The sequence below is a fragment of the Streptomyces sp. NPDC001393 genome, from assembly GCF_053597455.1.
Genome location: NZ_JBSFIH010000004.1, coordinates 44,242 through 60,889, shown reverse-complemented (window position 1 = coordinate 60,889; position 16,648 = coordinate 44,242). Strand labels below are relative to the sequence as shown.

Genomic DNA, 16,648 nt, shown 5'->3' with positions numbered 1-16,648 from the left:
TGGGGGTCGGCGGGGGCCTCACGGTGGTGAGGCCCCTGCCGGACTCCCGTCAGACCTCTTCGACGCTGCTCGGCTCGCGCCGGGACAGGTCGATGCCGAGCTCCTCCGCAGCGCGGAAGACGTCCTCGTCGGTGTCACGCATCTCGATGGACATACCGTCGCTGGACAGCACCTCCACGTTCAGGCAGAGCGACTGCATCTCCTTGATGAGCACCTTGAAGGACTCGGGGATGCCGGGCTCGGGGATGTTCTCGCCCTTGACGATGGCCTCGTAGACCTTCACGCGGCCGGTGACGTCGTCGGACTTGATGGTCAGCAGCTCCTGGAGGGCGTACGCGGCGCCGTAGGCCTCGAGGGCCCACACCTCCATCTCACCGAAGCGCTGGCCACCGAACTGGGCCTTACCACCCAGCGGCTGCTGGGTGATCATCGAGTACGGACCGGTCGAGCGGGCGTGCAGCTTGTCGTCGACCAGGTGGTGCAGCTTCAGGATGTACATGTAGCCGACCGAGATCGGGTCCGGGAACGGCTCACCGCTACGGCCGTCGAACAGCCGCGCCTTGCCGGACGGGAGGACCATGCGCTCGCCGTCGCGGTTCGGGATGGTGTGCTGCAGCAGACCCGCCAGCTCGTCCTCGCGGGCACCGTCGAAGACCGGGGTCGCGACGTTGGTGCGCGGGGCGACCTGGTCGGCGCCGATGGCCTGCAGGCGCTGGGCCCACTCGTCCGCGAGGCCGGAGACGTCCCAGCCGCGGCTGGCGAGCCAGCCGAGGTGGATCTCCAGGACCTGTCCCGGGTTCATTCGGGACGGCACACCCAGCGGGTTGAGGATGATGTCGACCGGGGTGCCGTCCTCCAGGAACGGCATGTCCTCGATCGGCAGGATCTTGGAGATGACACCCTTGTTGCCGTGCCGGCCGGCGAGCTTGTCACCGTCGGTGATCTTGCGCTTCTGCGCGACGTAGACGCGGACCAGCTGGTTCACGCCCGGCGGCAGCTCGTCGCCCTCCTCGCGGTCGAAGACGCGCACGCCGATGACCTTGCCGGTCTCGCCGTGCGGCACCTTCAGCGAGGTGTCACGGACCTCACGGGCCTTCTCACCGAAGATCGCGCGCAGCAGGCGCTCCTCGGGGGTCAGCTCGGTCTCACCCTTCGGGGTGACCTTGCCGACGAGGATGTCACCGGCGATGACCTCGGCACCGATGCGGATGATGCCGCGCTCGTCGAGGTCGGCGAGGACCTCCTCGGAGACGTTCGGGATGTCCCGGGTGATCTCCTCGGGGCCGAGCTTGGTGTCACGGGCGTCGACCTCGTGCTCCTCGATGTGGATCGAGGAGAGGACGTCGTCCTGTACGAGGCGCTGCGACAGGATGATCGCGTCCTCGTAGTTGTGACCCTCCCACGGCATGAACGCCACGAGCAGGTTCTTGCCGAGGGCCATCTCGCCGTTCTGGGTGGCCGGGCCGTCGGCCAGCACCTGGCCGGTGACGACGCGGTCGCCCTCGTTGACGATGACCTTCTGGTTGACCGAGGTGCCCTGGTTGGACCGGGAGAACTTGGCCAGGCGGTACGTGATGTACGTGCCGTCGTCGTTGGCGGTGGTGATGTAGTCCGCGGAGACCTCCTGGACCACACCGTCCTTCTCGGCCTTGACCACGTCGCCGGCGTCGACCGCGGAGCGGTACTCCATGCCGGTGCCGACGAGCGGGGCCTCGGACTTAATCAGCGGCACGGCCTGACGCATCATGTTCGCGCCCATGAGGGCACGGTTGGCGTCGTCGTGCTCGAGGAAGGGGATCATGGCGGTCGCGACCGACACCATCTGGCGCGGCGAGACGTCCATGTAGTCCACGTCCTCGGGGCCGACGTAGTCGACCTCGCCGCCACGGCGGCGGACCAGCACGCGGGCCTCGGCGAACCGCATCTCGTCGTTCAGCGGCGCGTTGGCCTGCGCGATGACGAAGCGGTCCTCCTCGTCGGCCGTCAGGTAGTCGACCTCGTCGCTGACCTGGCCGTCGACGACCTTGCGGTACGGCGTCTCGATGAAACCGAACGCGTTGACCCGGCCGTAGGAGGCGAGCGAGCCGATCAGACCGATGTTCGGGCCTTCCGGCGTCTCGATCGGGCACATGCGGCCGTAGTGCGAGGGGTGCACGTCACGGACCTCGAAGCCGGCCCGCTCACGGGAGAGACCACCCGGGCCGAGGGCGTTCAGACGACGCTTGTGCGTCAGCCCCGACAGCGGGTTGTTCTGGTCCATGAACTGGGACAGCTGCGAGGTGCCGAAGAACTCCTTGATCGACGCCACGACCGGGCGGATGTTGATCAGGGTCTGCGGCGTGATCGCCTCGACGTCCTGCGTGGTCATGCGCTCGCGCACGACACGCTCCATACGGGCGAGACCCGTACGGACCTGGTTCTGGATCAGCTCACCGACGCTGCGGATACGGCGGTTGCCGAAGTGGTCGATGTCGTCGGTCTCGACCATGATCGTGCGACCGGACTCGGTCACCGTCTCGGTCTCGCCGGCGTGCAGCTTCACCAGGTACTTGATGGTGGCGATGACGTCCTCGGTGGTGAGCACGCCGGCGTCCAGCGGCTCGTCCGCACCGAGCTTCTTGTTGACCTTGTAGCGGCCGACCTTGGCGAGGTCGTAGCGCTTGGGGTTGAAGTACAGGTTCTCCAGCAGCGTCTGCGCGGCCTCACGCGTGGGGGGCTCGCCCGGGCGCAGCTTGCGGTAGATGTCGAGCAGCGCGTCGTCCTGGCCCTGGGTGTGGTCCTTCTCCAGGGTGGCGCGCATGGACTCGTACTCGCCGAACTCCTCGAGGATCTGCTCGGTCGTCCAGCCGAGCGCCTTCAGCAGCACGGTGACCGACTGCTTGCGCTTGCGGTCGATACGGACACCGACCATGTCGCGCTTGTCGATCTCCATCTCCAGCCAGGCGCCCCGGGACGGGATGATCTTGGCGGAGAAGATGTCCTTGTCGGACGTCTTGTCGATGGTGGAGTCGAAGTAGACACCGGGGGAACGGACCAGCTGGGACACCACGACACGCTCGGTGCCGTTGATGACGAAGGTGCCCTTGTTCGTCATGAGCGGGAAGTCGCCCATGAAGACCGTCTGGGACTTGATCTCACCGGTCTCGTTGTTGGTGAACTCCGCGGTGACGAAGAGCGGGGCGGCGTACGTGAAGTCGCGCTCCTTGCACTCGTCGATGGAGTTCTTCGGCGGCTCGAAGCGGTGGTCCCGGAACGTCAGGGACATCGACCCGGAGAAGTCCTCGATCGGGGAGATCTCCTCGAAGATCTCCTCCAGACCGGACTTGGTGGGGACGTCCTGACCGTTCTCCAGAGCCTCCTCGACCCGACTCTGCCAGGCGGTGTTGCCGAGCAGCCAGTCGAAGCTCTCGGTCTGCAGCGCGAGCAGGTTCGGAACCTCGAGAGGCTCCTTGATCTTTGCAAAGGAGATGCGCAGCGGGGCGGTGCTGGCGCCGTTGTTCATATTCGCGGTCGAGGCATTGCGCGAGGCGGCCAAGAGGGGGTCCTTCCGAGGGCTCGGACTCACTACGCGCGTGCCGGCCCCTCTCCCGTACACAGAGACAGAAACCCCAGGTCAAGGTGGCTTTTGTCGTCAGTGCTCGAGTGAGGGCAGACCCCTGGTGACGGGCAGGGGACAGCTAACAGGCAGCGCAAAGGGTCAGTGTAGCCACTTGGCACACTGATGTCCAGTGCGGGTTTGTCGGGACCCTCGCTGTACTCACCGCTCTTGTCAACGCCCTCGGCATGCCGCCCTCAACGCACGTTGATACTGCCCTCTTCGTCGTCGATCCATGCCTCGGATTCGGATCCTTGTGACGACGCGTCCTGAGAATTGCGCGCTGCGTGCGGTTCGTCAAGGGCCTCCAGCCGGAACCCCGCCCTCCTGAGACAGGACGAAGATCACCTTACCCCTCACGAACACAGGTGCAAGGCAGCCCGGGCCGGACACCGGGGAACGCCGAAGGGCGACCACCCGGATGGATGATCGCCCTTCGGTGCGTTCGCGTTACAGCCCCAGGGGGGACGTCTTTACGGTCGCCGCCCTAGGAGGCCGTTTCTGCGGTCGCGAAGGTCTTACTTGACCTCGACGGACGCGCCGGCGCCCTTGAGGGCCTCGGCGGCCTTGTCGGCGGCCTCCTTGTTGACCTTCTCGAGGACCGGCTTCGGGGTGCCGTCGACGAGGTCCTTGGCCTCCTTCAGACCCAGGGAGGTCAGCTCACGCACGACCTTGATGACCTGGATCTTCTTGTCGCCGGCGCCGGTGAGGATGACGTCGAACTCGTCCTTCTCCTCGACGGCCTCGGCGGCCGGGGCACCCGGGACGCCAGCGGCGGCGACCGCGACGGGGGCGGCGGCGGTGACGTCGAACTTCTCCTCGAACGCCTTCACGAACTCGGCGAGCTGGATCAGGGTCATGCCCTCGAACTCGGCGAGCAGTTCGTCCTGGGTGAGAGCCATGATGGCTTTCCTTCCACTAAATCGGCTGGTGCCGGATGTACATGACTGGCGGGCGTACGTTCGGCCCGCTACGACCGCTGCCTGGCGGCGGCGGTCATGATGCGAGCCGAATTACTCGGCACCGCCCTGCTCGGCCTGCTTGGCGCGCAGCGCGTCCACGGTGCGGACGAGCTTCGACGGGAGCGCCTGGAAGAGCGCGGCAGCCTGGGACTGCTTGCCCTTCATGGCGCCCGCCAGCTTGGCGAGCAGAACCTCGCGGGACTCGAGGTCCGCAAGCTTCTTGATCTCGTCGGCGGAGAGGGCCTTGCCCTCCAGGACACCGCCCTTGATGACGAGATTGGGGTTGTCCTTGGCGAAGTCACGCAGACCCTTCGCCGACTCCACCGGGTCACCGGTGACGAAGGCGACGGCCGTCGGGCCAGCGAAGAGCTGGTCCTCCAGCGTGATCCCGGCCTCCTTGGCCGCAATCTTGGTCAGCGTGTTCTTCACCACGGCGTACTGGGCGTTCTCACCGAGCGACCGGCGCAGCGTCTTGAGCTGCGCCACGGTGAGACCGCGGTACTCGGTCAGCACGGCGGCGTTGGAGCTGCGGAACTTGTCCGTCAGCTCGGCAACCGCGGCAGCCTTGTCGGGCCTCGCCATAGAGCCTCGGCCTCCTTCCGGGTGATTCGGACCGCGCGGACCCGAAGGAGGACTGGGGAAAACGAAACGCCCCGGCGCAGGCGCTCGGGGCGGACTCGACCGGCCGCACACGCGCTCGGCGCGCGCACTCCGGGAGTTCTTCCACTGTCACCTGCGCGGGTCGCCCACTTTTCAGCGGATCCTTCGGCCACCGCGCCCTCGTTCGAGCGCACGGCAACGACCAGCGGTCTTTGGCTTCGGTAGGAGAGTACGGGACCGGTGTGCCACAGAGCAAATCGGGCTCTACGACGCCACGGTCCCGTGGTGTGCTCAGGAGCCTGCTCGGTGGTGTCTCGGCGGTGTGCAGAAAGGGCGGGCCCCGCAACCACAGGGTTGCGGGGCCCGCCCTCACTCACGCGTACCTGACGCGGCTACCGGGGTGAGCGGAGAGCTCAGACGGCGGCCGGGTCCTCCTCGACGAGGAGGTTGCGGGTGCGGTTCGGGTCGACCGGGATGCCGGGGCCCATCGTGGTGGTGATGGCGGCCTTCTTGATGTAGCGACCCTTGGCGGCGGACGGCTTCAGACGGAGGATCTCCTCCAGCGCGGCGCCGTAGTTCTCCACCAGCTTGGCGTCGTCGAAGGACGACTTGCCGATGATGAAGTGCAGGTTCGAGTGCTTGTCGACGCGGAACTCGATCTTGCCGCCCTTGATGTCGGTGACGGCCTTGGCGGTGTCGGGGGTGACGGTGCCGGTCTTCGGGTTCGGCATCAGACCACGCGGGCCGAGGACGCGGCCGAGGCGGCCGACCTTGCCCATGAGGTCCGGGGTGGCGACGACGGCGTCGAAGTCCAGACGGCCCTTCGCGACCTCGTCGATCAGCTCGTCGGCACCGACGATGTCGGCGCCCGCGGCACGCGCGGCCTCGGCACGGTCGCCGGTCGCGAAGACCAGGACCCGGGCGGTCTTACCGGTGCCGTGCGGAAGGTTCACGGTGCCACGGACCATCTGGTCGGCCTTGCGCGGGTCGACACCCAGACGGAAGGCGACCTCGACGGTGGCGTCGAACTTGGTCGTGGAGGTCTCCTTGGCGAGACGGACGGCCTCGAGCGGGGCGTACAGCTTCTCCCGGTCGACCTTGGCGTCCGCAGCGCGGAGAGCCTTGCTGCGCTTGCTCACAACTTGCTCCTGTGTGTTCTGAAAGGAGTCGTGGTCCCTGGGCCGAGCAGGCCCTGCCACGTGCGACCGACCACGGCCGCATGACTGCTGAGGGGGGTTGAGGTCAGCCCTCGACCGTGACGCCCATGGAGCGCGCGGTGCCGGCGATGATCTTCGCCGCGGCGTCCAGGTCGTTCGCGTTCAGGTCGGGCATCTTGGTCTGGGCGATCTCGCGGACCTGCGCCTCGGTGATCTTGGCGACCTTGGTCTTGTGCGGCTCGCCGGAGCCCTTCTCGATGCCCGCGGCCTTGAGGATCATCTTCGCGGCCGGCGGCGTCTTGGTGATGAAGGTGAAGGAGCGGTCCTCGTAGACCGTGATCTCCACCGGGATGACCCAACCGCGCTGCGACTCGGTCGCGGCGTTGTAGGCCTTGCAGAACTCCATGATGTTGACACCGTGCTGACCCAGCGCGGGGCCGACCGGCGGAGCCGGGTTGGCGGCACCGGCCTGGATCTGGAGCTTGATGAGCCCCGTGACCTTCTTCTTCTTGGGAGGCATAGCTCTCCGGGTCCTTTCATTCGGGTCCATGCCTGCGCAAGATCGCGATCCTGACGCAGGCATACCGCACAACGATAACGGGTATAGATGCGCGGCCAAAAACCGAGCAGGTCAGACCGGCTGAGGCAGCCCGCCTGACCTGCGCGGAAGAGCGACGTCCAGAAATGGACTAGTACTTCTGGATCAGTTCTTCTGGATCTGGTCGAAGGACAGCTCGACCGGCGTTTCGCGGCCGAAGATCTCCACCAGGCCCTTGACCTTCTTCGAGTCGGGGTTGATCTCGTTGATGGTCGCCTGCAGCGTGGCGAACGGGCCGTCGGTGACGGTGACCGAGTCGCCGACCTCGAAGTCCAGCACCTGGACCTCGACCTTGCGCTGCGGGGCGGGCTTGCCCTCGGCCTCGGCGGCCTCACGGGCGGCCTTCTCCTCGGCCTCCGGAGCGAGCATCTTGACGATCTCGTCCAGGGTCAGCGGGTACGGGTCGTAGGCGTTGCCGACGAAGCCGGTGACACCCGGGGTGTTGCGGACGACGCCCCAGGACTCGTTGGTCAGGTCCATGCGGACCAGGACGTAACCGGGCAGCTTGTTCTGCTTGATCGTCTTGCGGTCGCCGTTCTTGATCTGGACGACCTCTTCCTGCGGCACCTCGGCCTGGAAGATGTAGTCCTCGACGTTCAGCGAGACGGCGCGCTGCTCCAGGTTGGTCTTCACGCGGTTCTCGTAGCCGGCGTAGGTGTGGATGACGTACCACTCGCCGGGCAGAGAGCGCAGTTCCTCGCGCAGGGCCTCGACGGGGTCGACGGGCGCGGCCGGCTCCTCCTCGGCCTCCTCGGTCTCGGCGGCAGCCTCTGCGGCCTCGTCCTCGTCCTCGACGTTCAGGGCAGCCTCTTCGGCCGGCTCCCCCGCCTCGGCCTCGGCAGCCTCGAACTCGTCCTGCTCGTCCGCGCCCTCGACGATGTCGAGCTCGTCGTCCACCATCTCGGCAGCGGTCCCGCGAGGCTCGATGGCGTCGTCGTTCAGGTTCGGGTCAGACACGATGGCTGCTTCTTCCTGGATACATAGGGGTGGAACATGCGAAAACGGGCGCCGGTGCCACGGCGCCCTTCGCTCTTGGCTCAGCCGAAGACGTACTTGGCCGCGTGGTTGAGCCCATAGTCAATCACGGTCACCAGCGCGATCATGATGGCGACAAAGAAGATCACCACGGTGGTGTACGACGTCAGCTGGTTGCGCGTCGGCCAGACGACCTTGCGGAGCTCCGCGATGATCTGGCGGTAGAAGGTGGCGAGGCGCTTCAGCGGGCCCTTCTTGGCGCGCTTGCCGCCCTTGCGGGCCTTCTTCTTGGACTCCTGCACTTCATCCTGGGCGTCAGGCGTGTCGATGGAGCCCACGGCGTCCGTCATTGTCCTCACCTGGTCCCGGGTCGTGGCCGTGCCGCGCCCGGTTTCTGAGCCGCACGGCGGTGCATTGCTGTACGTACATGCGCACACATCCTGGCGGTGTGTGTAGCAGGGCCGGAGGGACTTGAACCCCCAACCGCCGGTTTTGGAGACCGGTGCTCTACCAATTGAGCTACGACCCTTTGTGTGCCCCCCAACGTACCGCATCCGGACGGGTGCGCGGTGTGCACCGGTTTCGGCAGCGGCTTCTGAAGGCCAACGAGGTGAGAGTGTACGTGGTCCGCGGCCCGGCGTCGAACAGAAAGTGCCCGTCCGGGGCCACTTGACCAAAGATCGTCCTGGCCGGGGCCCGGATTCGGACCCGTGTTCACGTCCCGACTCCTCCTTGTTCAGTCTGTGAAACCCGTGTGCCGGGGACATTTCCGGTCTGGAACGATGGGCTCCATGAGCGCTGCAACCCCACCCACCGAGCGCCGGGTCTCCGCCCGAGTCGGCGCGATCTCCGAGTCCGCCACCCTCGCCGTGGACGCCAAGGCCAAGGCCCTGAAGGCCGCCGGGCGTCCGGTGATCGGCTTCGGCGCCGGTGAGCCCGACTTCCCAACCCCGGACTACATCGTCGAGGCGGCCGTAGAGGCCTGCAAGAACCCCAAGTACCACCGCTACACGCCGGCCGGCGGCCTGCCCGAGCTGAAGGCCGCCATCGCCGCGAAGACCCTGCGCGACTCCGGCTGGGAGCCCGACGTCTCGCAGATCCTCGTCACCAACGGCGGCAAGCAGGCCATCTACGAGGCGTTCGCCGCGATCCTCGACCCGGGCGACGAGGTCATCGTCCCGGCGCCGTACTGGACGACGTACCCGGAGTCGATCCGCCTGGCCGGCGGTGTCCCGGTGGAGGTCGTGGCCGACGAGACGACCGGCTACCGCGTCTCGGTCGAGCAGCTGGAGGCGGCGCGCACCGAGAAGACGAAGGTCGTGCTCTTCGTCTCCCCCTCCAACCCGACCGGCGCGGTCTACACGGAGGCCGAGACCGAGGCGATCGGCCGCTGGGCCGTGGAGCACGGCCTGTGGGTGCTCACCGACGAGATCTACGAGCACCTGGTCTACGGCGACGCCGCCGCGGTGTCCCTGCCGGCGCTGCTGCCCGAGCTGCGCGACAAGTGCATCGTCGTCAACGGTGTGGCGAAGACGTACGCCATGACGGGCTGGCGCGTGGGCTGGGTCATCGGCCCGAAGGACGTCGTCAAGGCCGCCACGAACCTGCAGTCGCACGCCACCTCGAACGTCTCCAACGTGGCCCAGGTGGCCGCCCTGGCCGCCGTCTCCGGTGACCTTCAGGCCGTGGCGAAGATGCGCGAGGCCTTCGACCGGCGCCGCAAGACCATCGTGCGGATGCTCAACGAGATCGACGGCGTGGTCTGCCCCGAGCCCGAGGGCGCCTTCTACGCCTACCCGTCGGTCAAGGCCCTGCTCGGCCGGGAGATCCGCGGCAAGCGCCCGCAGGACACCGTCGAGCTGGCCGCGCTGATCCTGGAGGAGGCCGAGGTCGCGGTCGTCCCGGGCGAGGCCTTCGGCACGCCGGGCTATCTGCGGCTGTCGTACGCGCTGGGCGACGAGGACCTCGTCGAGGGCGTGAGCCGCATCCAGAAGCTGCTGGCGGAGGCCAAGGCCTGAGCCGGTCCGTTTCTGGTCCGTTTTCTGGTCCATTTTTGGACAGGGGCACCCCTGAATGCTCGGGGTGCCCCTGTTCGTTTGTGCGAGCAAGACCACGTACGGGGAAACGGCTACCGGTGTGACAGGTGCGTACGGCAGGATCCTGGGATGGAGCGTGTACGTGATCTCTCTGAGCTGCCGAAAGCCCATCTGCACCTGCACTTCACCGGTTCGATGCGGCCGGGAACCGTCCTGGAACTGGCCGACAAGTACGGCGTACGTCTGCCCGAGGCCCTGACGGAAGCGCTGACCAGCGGCGAACCGCCGAAGCTGCGGGCCACGGACGAGCGCGGCTGGTTCCGCTTCCAGCGGCTGTACGACGCGGCGCGCTCCTGCCTGCGCGAACCGGAGGACATCCGGCGGCTGGTCCGGGAGGCCGCCGAGGAGGACCTGAAGGACGGTTCGGGCTGGCTGGAGATCCAGGTGGACCCGACGTCGTACGCGCCCCGGCTGGGCGGGCTGATTCCCGCGCTGGAGATCATCCTGGACGCGGTGGAGACGACGTCCCGGGAGACCGGGCTCGGCATGCGGGTGCTGGTCGCCGCCAACCGCATGAAGCACCCGCTGGACGCCCGTACGCTGGCTCGCCTCGCGGTGCGGTACGCGGACCGGGGCGTGGTCGGTTTCGGGCTCTCCAACGACGAGCGGCGGGGCATGGCCCGGGACTTCGACCGGGCCTTCCACATCGCGCGCGAGGGCGGTCTGCTGTCGGCCCCGCACGGCGGCGAGCTGACCGGCCCGGCCTCGGTGCGCGACTGCCTGGACGACCTGCACGCCTCCCGGATCGGGCACGGGGTGCGCGCGGCCGAGGACCCGCGGCTGCTGAAGCGGCTGGCCGACCGGGGCGTGACCTGCGAGGTGTGCCCCGCTTCGAACGTGGCCCTCGGCGTGTACGAGAAGCCCGAGGACGTGCCGCTGCGGACGTTCTTCGACGCCGGCGTGCCCATGGCCCTCGGCGCCGACGACCCGCTGCTGTTCGGCTCCCGACTGGCCGCCCAGTACGAGATCGCCCGGCACGCGCACGGCTTCTCCGACGCCGAACTCGCCGAGCTGGCCCGCCAGTCGGTGCGGGGTTCGGCCGCCCCGGACGACGTCAGGGCACGGCTGCTGGCCGGCGTGGACGACTGGCTGGCCCGTCCGGCCGCCTGAAGTGGGCGTAGGGCGGATATGCCTTGCAGGCCGAGGCTGGACGACCCGGTATGCGTGTGGTCCGGTGCGGGGCCGGAACTCGCGCAGCCTCAGCCGCATACGGCCGTGGTCCCGGCGTTCCCGGTGGCGTTCGTCACGGCCCCGGCGTGAGGCTCAGGCGGAGGCCCGTGCAACGGCGATTCCGCCCAGCAGTGTCTTCGCGAGCCGCGCGGCGAACGCGTCGACCGACGGCCGCTCCCCCGTGTCGGTCGCGTCGTAGGCGAAGGCGCGCTGCGCGCAGGCGCCCAGCAGCAGGGAGGCGGCCGCGAAGGTGTCGGCGTCGGCGCGGACGCGGCCGACGGCCTGCTCGGCGCGCAGATACGCGTCCAGGTCCTGGATGGGCCGGTGCGGGCCGGAGCCGAGCGTGCGCAGGGCGTCGTCGTGCCGCCGTTTGAGCTGGGTCTCGGCGTACAGGGAGGCGGCGATCGGGAAGCTCTGCTCGTAGAAGAGGGCTGCCTGGCGGGCGATCTCGGTGAGGTTGCCCTCCAGAGTGCCCTGTCCCGGTTCGGCGGCGAGGCTGTTCAGCAGGGGCGTGAGCCGGGGCAGACGCTCGGCGAGCACGCGCACGAACAGCTCCTCCTTGCTGTCGAAGTACTTGTAGAGAGCCGCTTCGGAGCAGCCGGCCGCGCGGGCGATCTCCTTGGTGGTGGCGCGGGCGAGGCCGACGGTGAGCATGAGCTCGTGGGCGGCGTCGAGGATGCGGACACGCGCCGGCTTCGGCTCCATGGGGCGTCCAATCGGGCTTGACGAGTGAGTGAGTGCTTACCCACTCTAGGGGGAAGCAGGGTGAGTGAACACTCACCCACCAGCCCCGAGCACGGGAGCACACTCATGAACCTCACCGTTTTCGGCGCCACCGGCGGCATCGGCCGGGAGCTCGTGCGGCAGGCGCTCGGCGCCGGCCACCGGGTGACGGCCGTGGTCCGCGATCCGGCCCGGCTCGATGTCGCAGGGGACGCGCTGGAGGTGTTCCGCGCCGACCTCACCGACCCCGAGGAGCTGCGCACGGCCGTCAGGGGCCGGGACGCGGTCCTCTCCGGCCTGGGCGCGCGCAGCCGCAAGGACGCCGGGGTCGCCACCCGGCTGACCCGTACGGTCCTGGGCGCCATGGAGGCCGAGGGCGTACGACGGCTGCTCGTGGTCAGCGCCGGTCCCGTCGGCCCCGCCCCCGAGGGCGACGGCGCGCTGGACCGTGCCGCGCGGGGCCTGGTGTCGGCGATCCTCAAGGACATCTACGCCGACCTGCGCGGGATGGAGGCCGAGCTGGCCCGCAGCGACACGGACTGGACGTCCGTACGGCCGCCGCGTCTGCACAACAAGCCCCTCACCGGCCGCTACCGCACCGTCGTCGGCGGCTTCCCGCGCAACGGCCGCTTCATCGCGCGCGCCGACGTCGCGCACGCGATGCTGGCGATGATCGACGACCAGGCGACGGTGCAGCAGGGGGTGGGGGTGGCGTACTAGCCCACTGCTGTTCGTGCCGTCAGAGGCTGACGCCGACCGTCACCGGCTCGTTGACGAGCGTGATCCCGAAGGCCTCGCGGACCCCGGCGACCACCTCGCGGGCCAGGGTCAGCAGGTCTTCGGTGGTGGCGGCGCCCCGGTTGGTGAGGGCGAGGGTGTGCTTGGTGGAGATGCGGGCGGGTCCGCTGCCGTAGCCCTTGGTGAAGCCCGCCTTGTCGATCAGCCAGGCCGCCGAGGTCTTCGTACGGCCCTCCCCCGCGGGGTAGGCGGGCGGCGCCACGCCGTCGCCCAGCCGCTCACGCACGCGCGCGTGGAACGCGGCGAACTGCTCGTCGGTGAGGATCGGGTTGGTGAAGAAGGATCCGGCGGACCAGGTGTCGTGGTCCTCGGGGTCGAGCACCATGCCCTTGCCGCTGCGCAGCTTCAGCACGGTGTCGCGCGCGGTGGCGAGCGGCACCCGCTCGCCCTGCTCGACGCCGAGCGCGCGAGCGACCTCGGCGTACTTCACGGGTGCGGACAGCCCGTCCGCGTCCTCCAGCTCGAAGCGGACCCGCAGCACGACATAGCGCTCGGGGTCGGCCTTGAAGCGGCTGTGGCGGTACGAGAAGGCGCACTCCTCGTTCGTCAGCGTGACGGTCTCGCCGGCGCGTCGGTCGTAGGCGATGACCTCGGTGATGGTGGAGGAGACCTCCTGGCCGTAGGCGCCGACGTTCTGGATCGGCGTGGCGCCCGCGGACCCGGGGATGCCGGCCAGGCACTCGATGCCGGCGAGCCCGGCCTCGACCGTGCGGGCGACGGCGTCCGTCCACACCTCGCCGGCCGCGAGCTCCAGCGTCGTGCCGCGCAGCTCGACACCGCGCGTGGCGATGCGCAGGGCGGTGCCGTCGAAGCCCTTGTCGCCGATGACCAGGTTCGATCCGCCGCCGATGACCAGCAGCGGGGTCCCGCTGTCGTCGGCCTCACGGACGGCGGCGATCACCTCGGCGTCGGTCACCGCAGTGACCAGCCGCGTCGCGGGACCGCCCAGCCGGAAGGTGGTCAACGGGGCAAGAGGGGCGTCGTGGAGTACCTGCACGGGCCCAAGACTACGAGACGGCTCGGACAGCCCGGCATCCGCGCTGGGCGGGCCCCCTTGGGGTGCGTGCGGTGTGCTCCCCGGCCGACCCGCACGCGCTGACAGGCAGGTACGCGCGCGTGGACACCTGACACACGTACACATACACGCGCGCGTGGCCTCCTTCGAAGGCCACGCGCGCGTACTGGGCACCGGGTGGGCGAAGGCCTTCAGTGCGTCGGCGGACTCCCAGGGGTGCGGGCGAGGAAGCGGGGGGGCGGGTCCGGGTCGGCACTCAGCGGGCGGTGCCCTCCAGAGCGACGGCCGCCGGGGCAGGAGCCTCGGTGGCAGCGGTCTCCGGGGAAGTCGCCGGTGTCCGTCCGTCCCCCGTGGCGAGGCGGGCGGCGCTGCGCCGGGACGGGATCACCAGGGCCGCGACCGCGGCGAGGGCGACCACCGCCGAGCCGGTGACCAGGGCGGGCCGCAGGCCGTCGACGAAGCTCTGGGCGCTGTCGTAGCCGCCCTGCGCGGAGAAGATCGACGACATCACCGCGATACCGAGCGCGCCGCCCACCTCGCGCAGCGCGTTGTTGGCGCCGGAGGCGATGCCCTGCTCCTGCGGGCGGACGCTGGACATCACCAGGTTGGCGGCCGGCGCGAAGTACAGGGCCATGCCGACCCCGCTGATGACCAGGGCGGGCAGCTGGGCGGCGTAGGAGGCGTCCGTGGTGGCCACGGCGGCCATGTAGCCGAGACCGGCGGCCTGCAGGAACAGGCCCGCGGCGACGACCGGGCGGCCGCCGATGCGGTCGGAGAGGATCCCGGCGATCGGCGCGACGAGCATCGGCATGCCGGTCCAGGGAAGCATCCTGAGTCCGGCCTCGGTGGGCGAGTAGCCGAGCACGCCCTGCATGTACTGGCTGAGCAGGAAGATCGAGCCGAACATGCCGACGAACATCAGCAGGCTGGCCGCGTTGATGCCGGAGAAGGCGCGGGAGCGGAACAGCCGCATGGGCAGCATGGGGTTGGCCGCGCGGGAGCTGTACAGGACGAACCCGGTCAGCAGGGCACCGCCCGCGAACAGCGCGGTGAGGACCACGGTGTCGGTCCAGCCGTCGGCGGGGCCGCGGACCAGGCCGTAGACGATCCCGAACAGGCCGCCGCTGGCGAGCAGGGTGCCGGGGACGTCGAGCCGGGCGCCGGTGCCGTGGGACTCGGCGAGGCGGAGACGGGCGAGCGGCAGCGTGATCAGCCCGAGCGGCACGTTCAGCCAGAAGATCCAGTGCCAGGAGACGTGCTCGGTGAGGCTGCCGCCGATGAGCGGGCCGGAGGCTACGGCGAGTCCGTTGACGGCGCCCCAGATGCCGTACATCATCCCGCGCCTGGCGGCGGGCACGGCCGCGGTCAGCAGGGTCAGCGTGAGCGGCATCATCACGGCCGCGCCGACGCCCTGGACCGCACGGGCGGCGATCAGGGAGTCGATGCCGGGGGCCATGGCCGCGGCGGCGGAGGCGCCGGTGAAGACGGCGAGTCCCGCGATGAAGAGCCTGCGGCGCCCGAAGCGGTCGCCGAGCGCCGCACCGAACATCAGCAGGACGGCGAAGGTGAGCGTGTAGGCGCTGACGGTCCACTCGAGGTCGTCCAGGGCGCCGCCGAGGTCCTTGCGGATGGAGGGCAGGGCGGTGGTGACGACGAGGTTGTCGAGGGCCGCCATGAAGCCGGCGACGCTGGTGATGACGAGGGCCCAGGCGGCGCTTGCGCGGCCCGCGCTCGTCGCGGTCTGCTGTGACATCTCTCCCCCAGTGAGCGATCTTCTTGTTAGTTATTGATGACTAACTTTCGCGGGCATGAAAAAGGAGCGGGCCAACCACCCCGTTCGGCTACTGCTCCAGCCGGCCGACAACCCGGGACGGCGTGTCGATCCCCCGCCAGACCCGGTGTTCGGACGGAAACCCCATGGCCGTGAGGGTGTTGATGAGCATTCCGTAGGCCAGGAAGGTCGTCGTCTCGCCGTCGTCCGCCCCGAGCGGCAGGTGGACGGTGTCCCAGAGCTTCATCCAGGCGGCCCGTACGGCCTCCCCGAACTCGTGGTCACCCTCCGCCTCGACGGCCGCGACGGTGATGTACGTCTGCATCTGCATCTGGAGTTTTTCGGGCTGCTCCGTGATCAGCTGCACATAGGCGTCCGCCATGGCGTGCAGGGCCTCCTCGCCCTCCAGCCCCCTGGCGGCCTCCTCGAAGACCCGGCAGGTGTCCTCGACACACCGCAGCGACGCGGCGGCGAAGATCGCCTTCTTGCCGGCGAAGAGGCGGAAGAGGTACGGCTGCGAGACCCCGACGCGCGCCGCGATCGCCTCGGTGGAAGTGCCGTAGTAGCCCTTCCTCGCGAATTCGGCGATCGCCGCGCGAATGACACTCTCGCGTCGCTCTTCTGCGCTCATCCTGACCACGAGAAGTAAGTTAGTACTCAATCACTAACTTGGCAAGCCCTCTGGCACCCAGACGCGCGTAAGGGGCGCCCCACCAGGGGGACGCCCCTTACGCGGCGGTTCCGGTGGAGCCGTCAGGCGAGCCGTACGACCGCCCGGGACATGCCCAGCACCTTCTGGCCGTCGCTCGTCGCCGTGAGGTCCACGCGCACGGTGTTGTCGTCCAGCTTGGCCGCGACCTTGCCGCTGACCTCGATCAGCGCGCCCTGGTCGTCGTTGGGCACGACGACGGGCTTGGTGAAGCGGACGCCGTACTCCACGACCGCGCCCGGGTCCCCGGTCCAGTCGGTGACCACGCGGATCGCCTCGGCCATGGTGAACATGCCGTGCGCGATGACGTCCGGCAGGCCGACCTCCTTGGCGAACTTCTCGTTCCAGTGGATCGGGTTGAAGTCCCCGGAGGCACCCGCGTAGCGCACGAGCGTGGCGCGGGTCACGGGGAAGGTCTGCGCCGGCAGCTCGGTGCCGACCTCGACGTCGTCGTACGCGATCTTCGCCGTCATCAGGTC

General features: G+C 69.0%; 15 protein-coding genes and 1 tRNA gene. 3 read left to right on the top strand and 13 right to left on the bottom strand.

Annotated features, from left to right (window positions below):
- Nucleotides 1-49 precede the first annotated feature (49 nt).
- From rpoB to ACWC2T_RS07010, 8 genes are all read right to left on the bottom strand, one after another.
- Nucleotides 50-3,535: a DNA-directed RNA polymerase subunit beta gene (gene rpoB, locus ACWC2T_RS07045; RefSeq protein WP_351214411.1), complete on the bottom strand. Its 3,486-nt coding sequence runs from the start codon at nt 3,533-3,535 to the stop codon at nt 50-52.
- A 578-nt stretch (nt 3,536-4,113) separates the two neighbouring features.
- Nucleotides 4,114-4,497 (bottom strand): 50S ribosomal protein L7/L12, encoded by a 384-nt coding sequence (rplL, locus tag ACWC2T_RS07040; RefSeq protein WP_450669411.1) that lies wholly within the window; start codon nt 4,495-4,497, stop codon nt 4,114-4,116.
- A gap of 111 nt (nt 4,498-4,608) precedes the next feature.
- Nucleotides 4,609-5,139 carry a 50S ribosomal protein L10 gene (gene rplJ / locus ACWC2T_RS07035; protein WP_208899324.1) on the bottom strand — a complete coding sequence of 177 codons (531 nt, stop codon included), beginning with the start codon at nt 5,137-5,139 and terminating at the stop codon, nt 4,609-4,611.
- 431 nt (nt 5,140-5,570) lie between these two features.
- Entirely contained in the window at nt 5,571-6,296 is a 726-nt protein-coding gene (gene rplA, locus ACWC2T_RS07030; protein ID WP_388759411.1) for a 50S ribosomal protein L1, read from the bottom strand.
- Nucleotides 6,297-6,399: 103 nt separating this feature from the next.
- On the bottom strand, nt 6,400-6,834 hold the full coding sequence (gene rplK, locus ACWC2T_RS07025; protein ID WP_030345386.1) for a 50S ribosomal protein L11: 435 nt from the start codon (nt 6,832-6,834) through the stop codon (nt 6,400-6,402).
- Nucleotides 6,835-7,017: 183 nt separating this feature from the next.
- Nucleotides 7,018-7,869 (bottom strand): transcription termination/antitermination protein NusG, encoded by an 852-nt coding sequence (gene nusG / locus ACWC2T_RS07020; RefSeq protein WP_450669410.1) that lies wholly within the window; start codon nt 7,867-7,869, stop codon nt 7,018-7,020.
- Between the two features lie 80 nt (nt 7,870-7,949).
- Entirely contained in the window at nt 7,950-8,237 is a 288-nt protein-coding gene (gene secE, locus ACWC2T_RS07015) for a preprotein translocase subunit SecE (protein WP_132857187.1), read from the bottom strand.
- A gap of 106 nt (nt 8,238-8,343) precedes the next feature.
- Nucleotides 8,344-8,416: transfer RNA gene (locus ACWC2T_RS07010), tRNA-Trp, on the bottom strand.
- 262 nt (nt 8,417-8,678) lie between these two features.
- On the opposite strand from ACWC2T_RS07010, the gene ACWC2T_RS07005 reads away from it, so the two are divergent.
- Entirely contained in the window at nt 8,679-9,905 is a 1,227-nt protein-coding gene (locus ACWC2T_RS07005) for a pyridoxal phosphate-dependent aminotransferase (RefSeq protein WP_450669409.1), read from the top strand.
- Between the two features lie 147 nt (nt 9,906-10,052).
- Nucleotides 10,053-11,093, top strand: a complete 1,041-nt coding sequence (locus ACWC2T_RS07000; RefSeq protein ID WP_450669408.1) for an adenosine deaminase — start codon at nt 10,053-10,055, stop codon at nt 11,091-11,093.
- A gap of 153 nt (nt 11,094-11,246) precedes the next feature.
- On the opposite strand, the gene ACWC2T_RS06995 is transcribed toward ACWC2T_RS07000, so the two are convergent.
- Complete coding sequence (locus ACWC2T_RS06995) at nt 11,247-11,858, bottom strand: TetR/AcrR family transcriptional regulator (protein ID WP_450669407.1); 612 nt, start codon at nt 11,856-11,858, stop codon at nt 11,247-11,249.
- A 105-nt stretch (nt 11,859-11,963) separates the two neighbouring features.
- On the opposite strand from ACWC2T_RS06995, the gene ACWC2T_RS06990 reads away from it, so the two are divergent.
- Complete coding sequence (locus tag ACWC2T_RS06990) at nt 11,964-12,596, top strand: NAD(P)-dependent oxidoreductase (RefSeq protein WP_450669406.1); 633 nt, start codon at nt 11,964-11,966, stop codon at nt 12,594-12,596.
- 19 nt (nt 12,597-12,615) lie between these two features.
- Here ACWC2T_RS06990 and ACWC2T_RS06985 read toward each other — a convergent pair whose 3' ends face one another.
- The 4 genes from ACWC2T_RS06985 to ACWC2T_RS06970 form a co-directional block, all read right to left on the bottom strand.
- Entirely contained in the window at nt 12,616-13,671 is a 1,056-nt protein-coding gene (locus ACWC2T_RS06985; protein ID WP_450669405.1) for a UDP-N-acetylmuramate dehydrogenase, read from the bottom strand.
- Nucleotides 13,672-13,945: 274 nt separating this feature from the next.
- Nucleotides 13,946-15,442, bottom strand: a complete 1,497-nt coding sequence (locus ACWC2T_RS06980; protein WP_450669404.1) for a DHA2 family efflux MFS transporter permease subunit — start codon at nt 15,440-15,442, stop codon at nt 13,946-13,948.
- A gap of 88 nt (nt 15,443-15,530) precedes the next feature.
- On the bottom strand, nt 15,531-16,100 hold the full coding sequence (locus ACWC2T_RS06975; RefSeq protein ID WP_450669403.1) for a TetR/AcrR family transcriptional regulator: 570 nt from the start codon (nt 16,098-16,100) through the stop codon (nt 15,531-15,533).
- A 113-nt stretch (nt 16,101-16,213) separates the two neighbouring features.
- Nucleotides 16,214-16,642, bottom strand: a complete 429-nt coding sequence (locus ACWC2T_RS06970) for a MaoC family dehydratase (protein WP_388619550.1) — start codon at nt 16,640-16,642, stop codon at nt 16,214-16,216.
- Between the last annotated feature and the right edge of the window lie 6 nt (nt 16,643-16,648).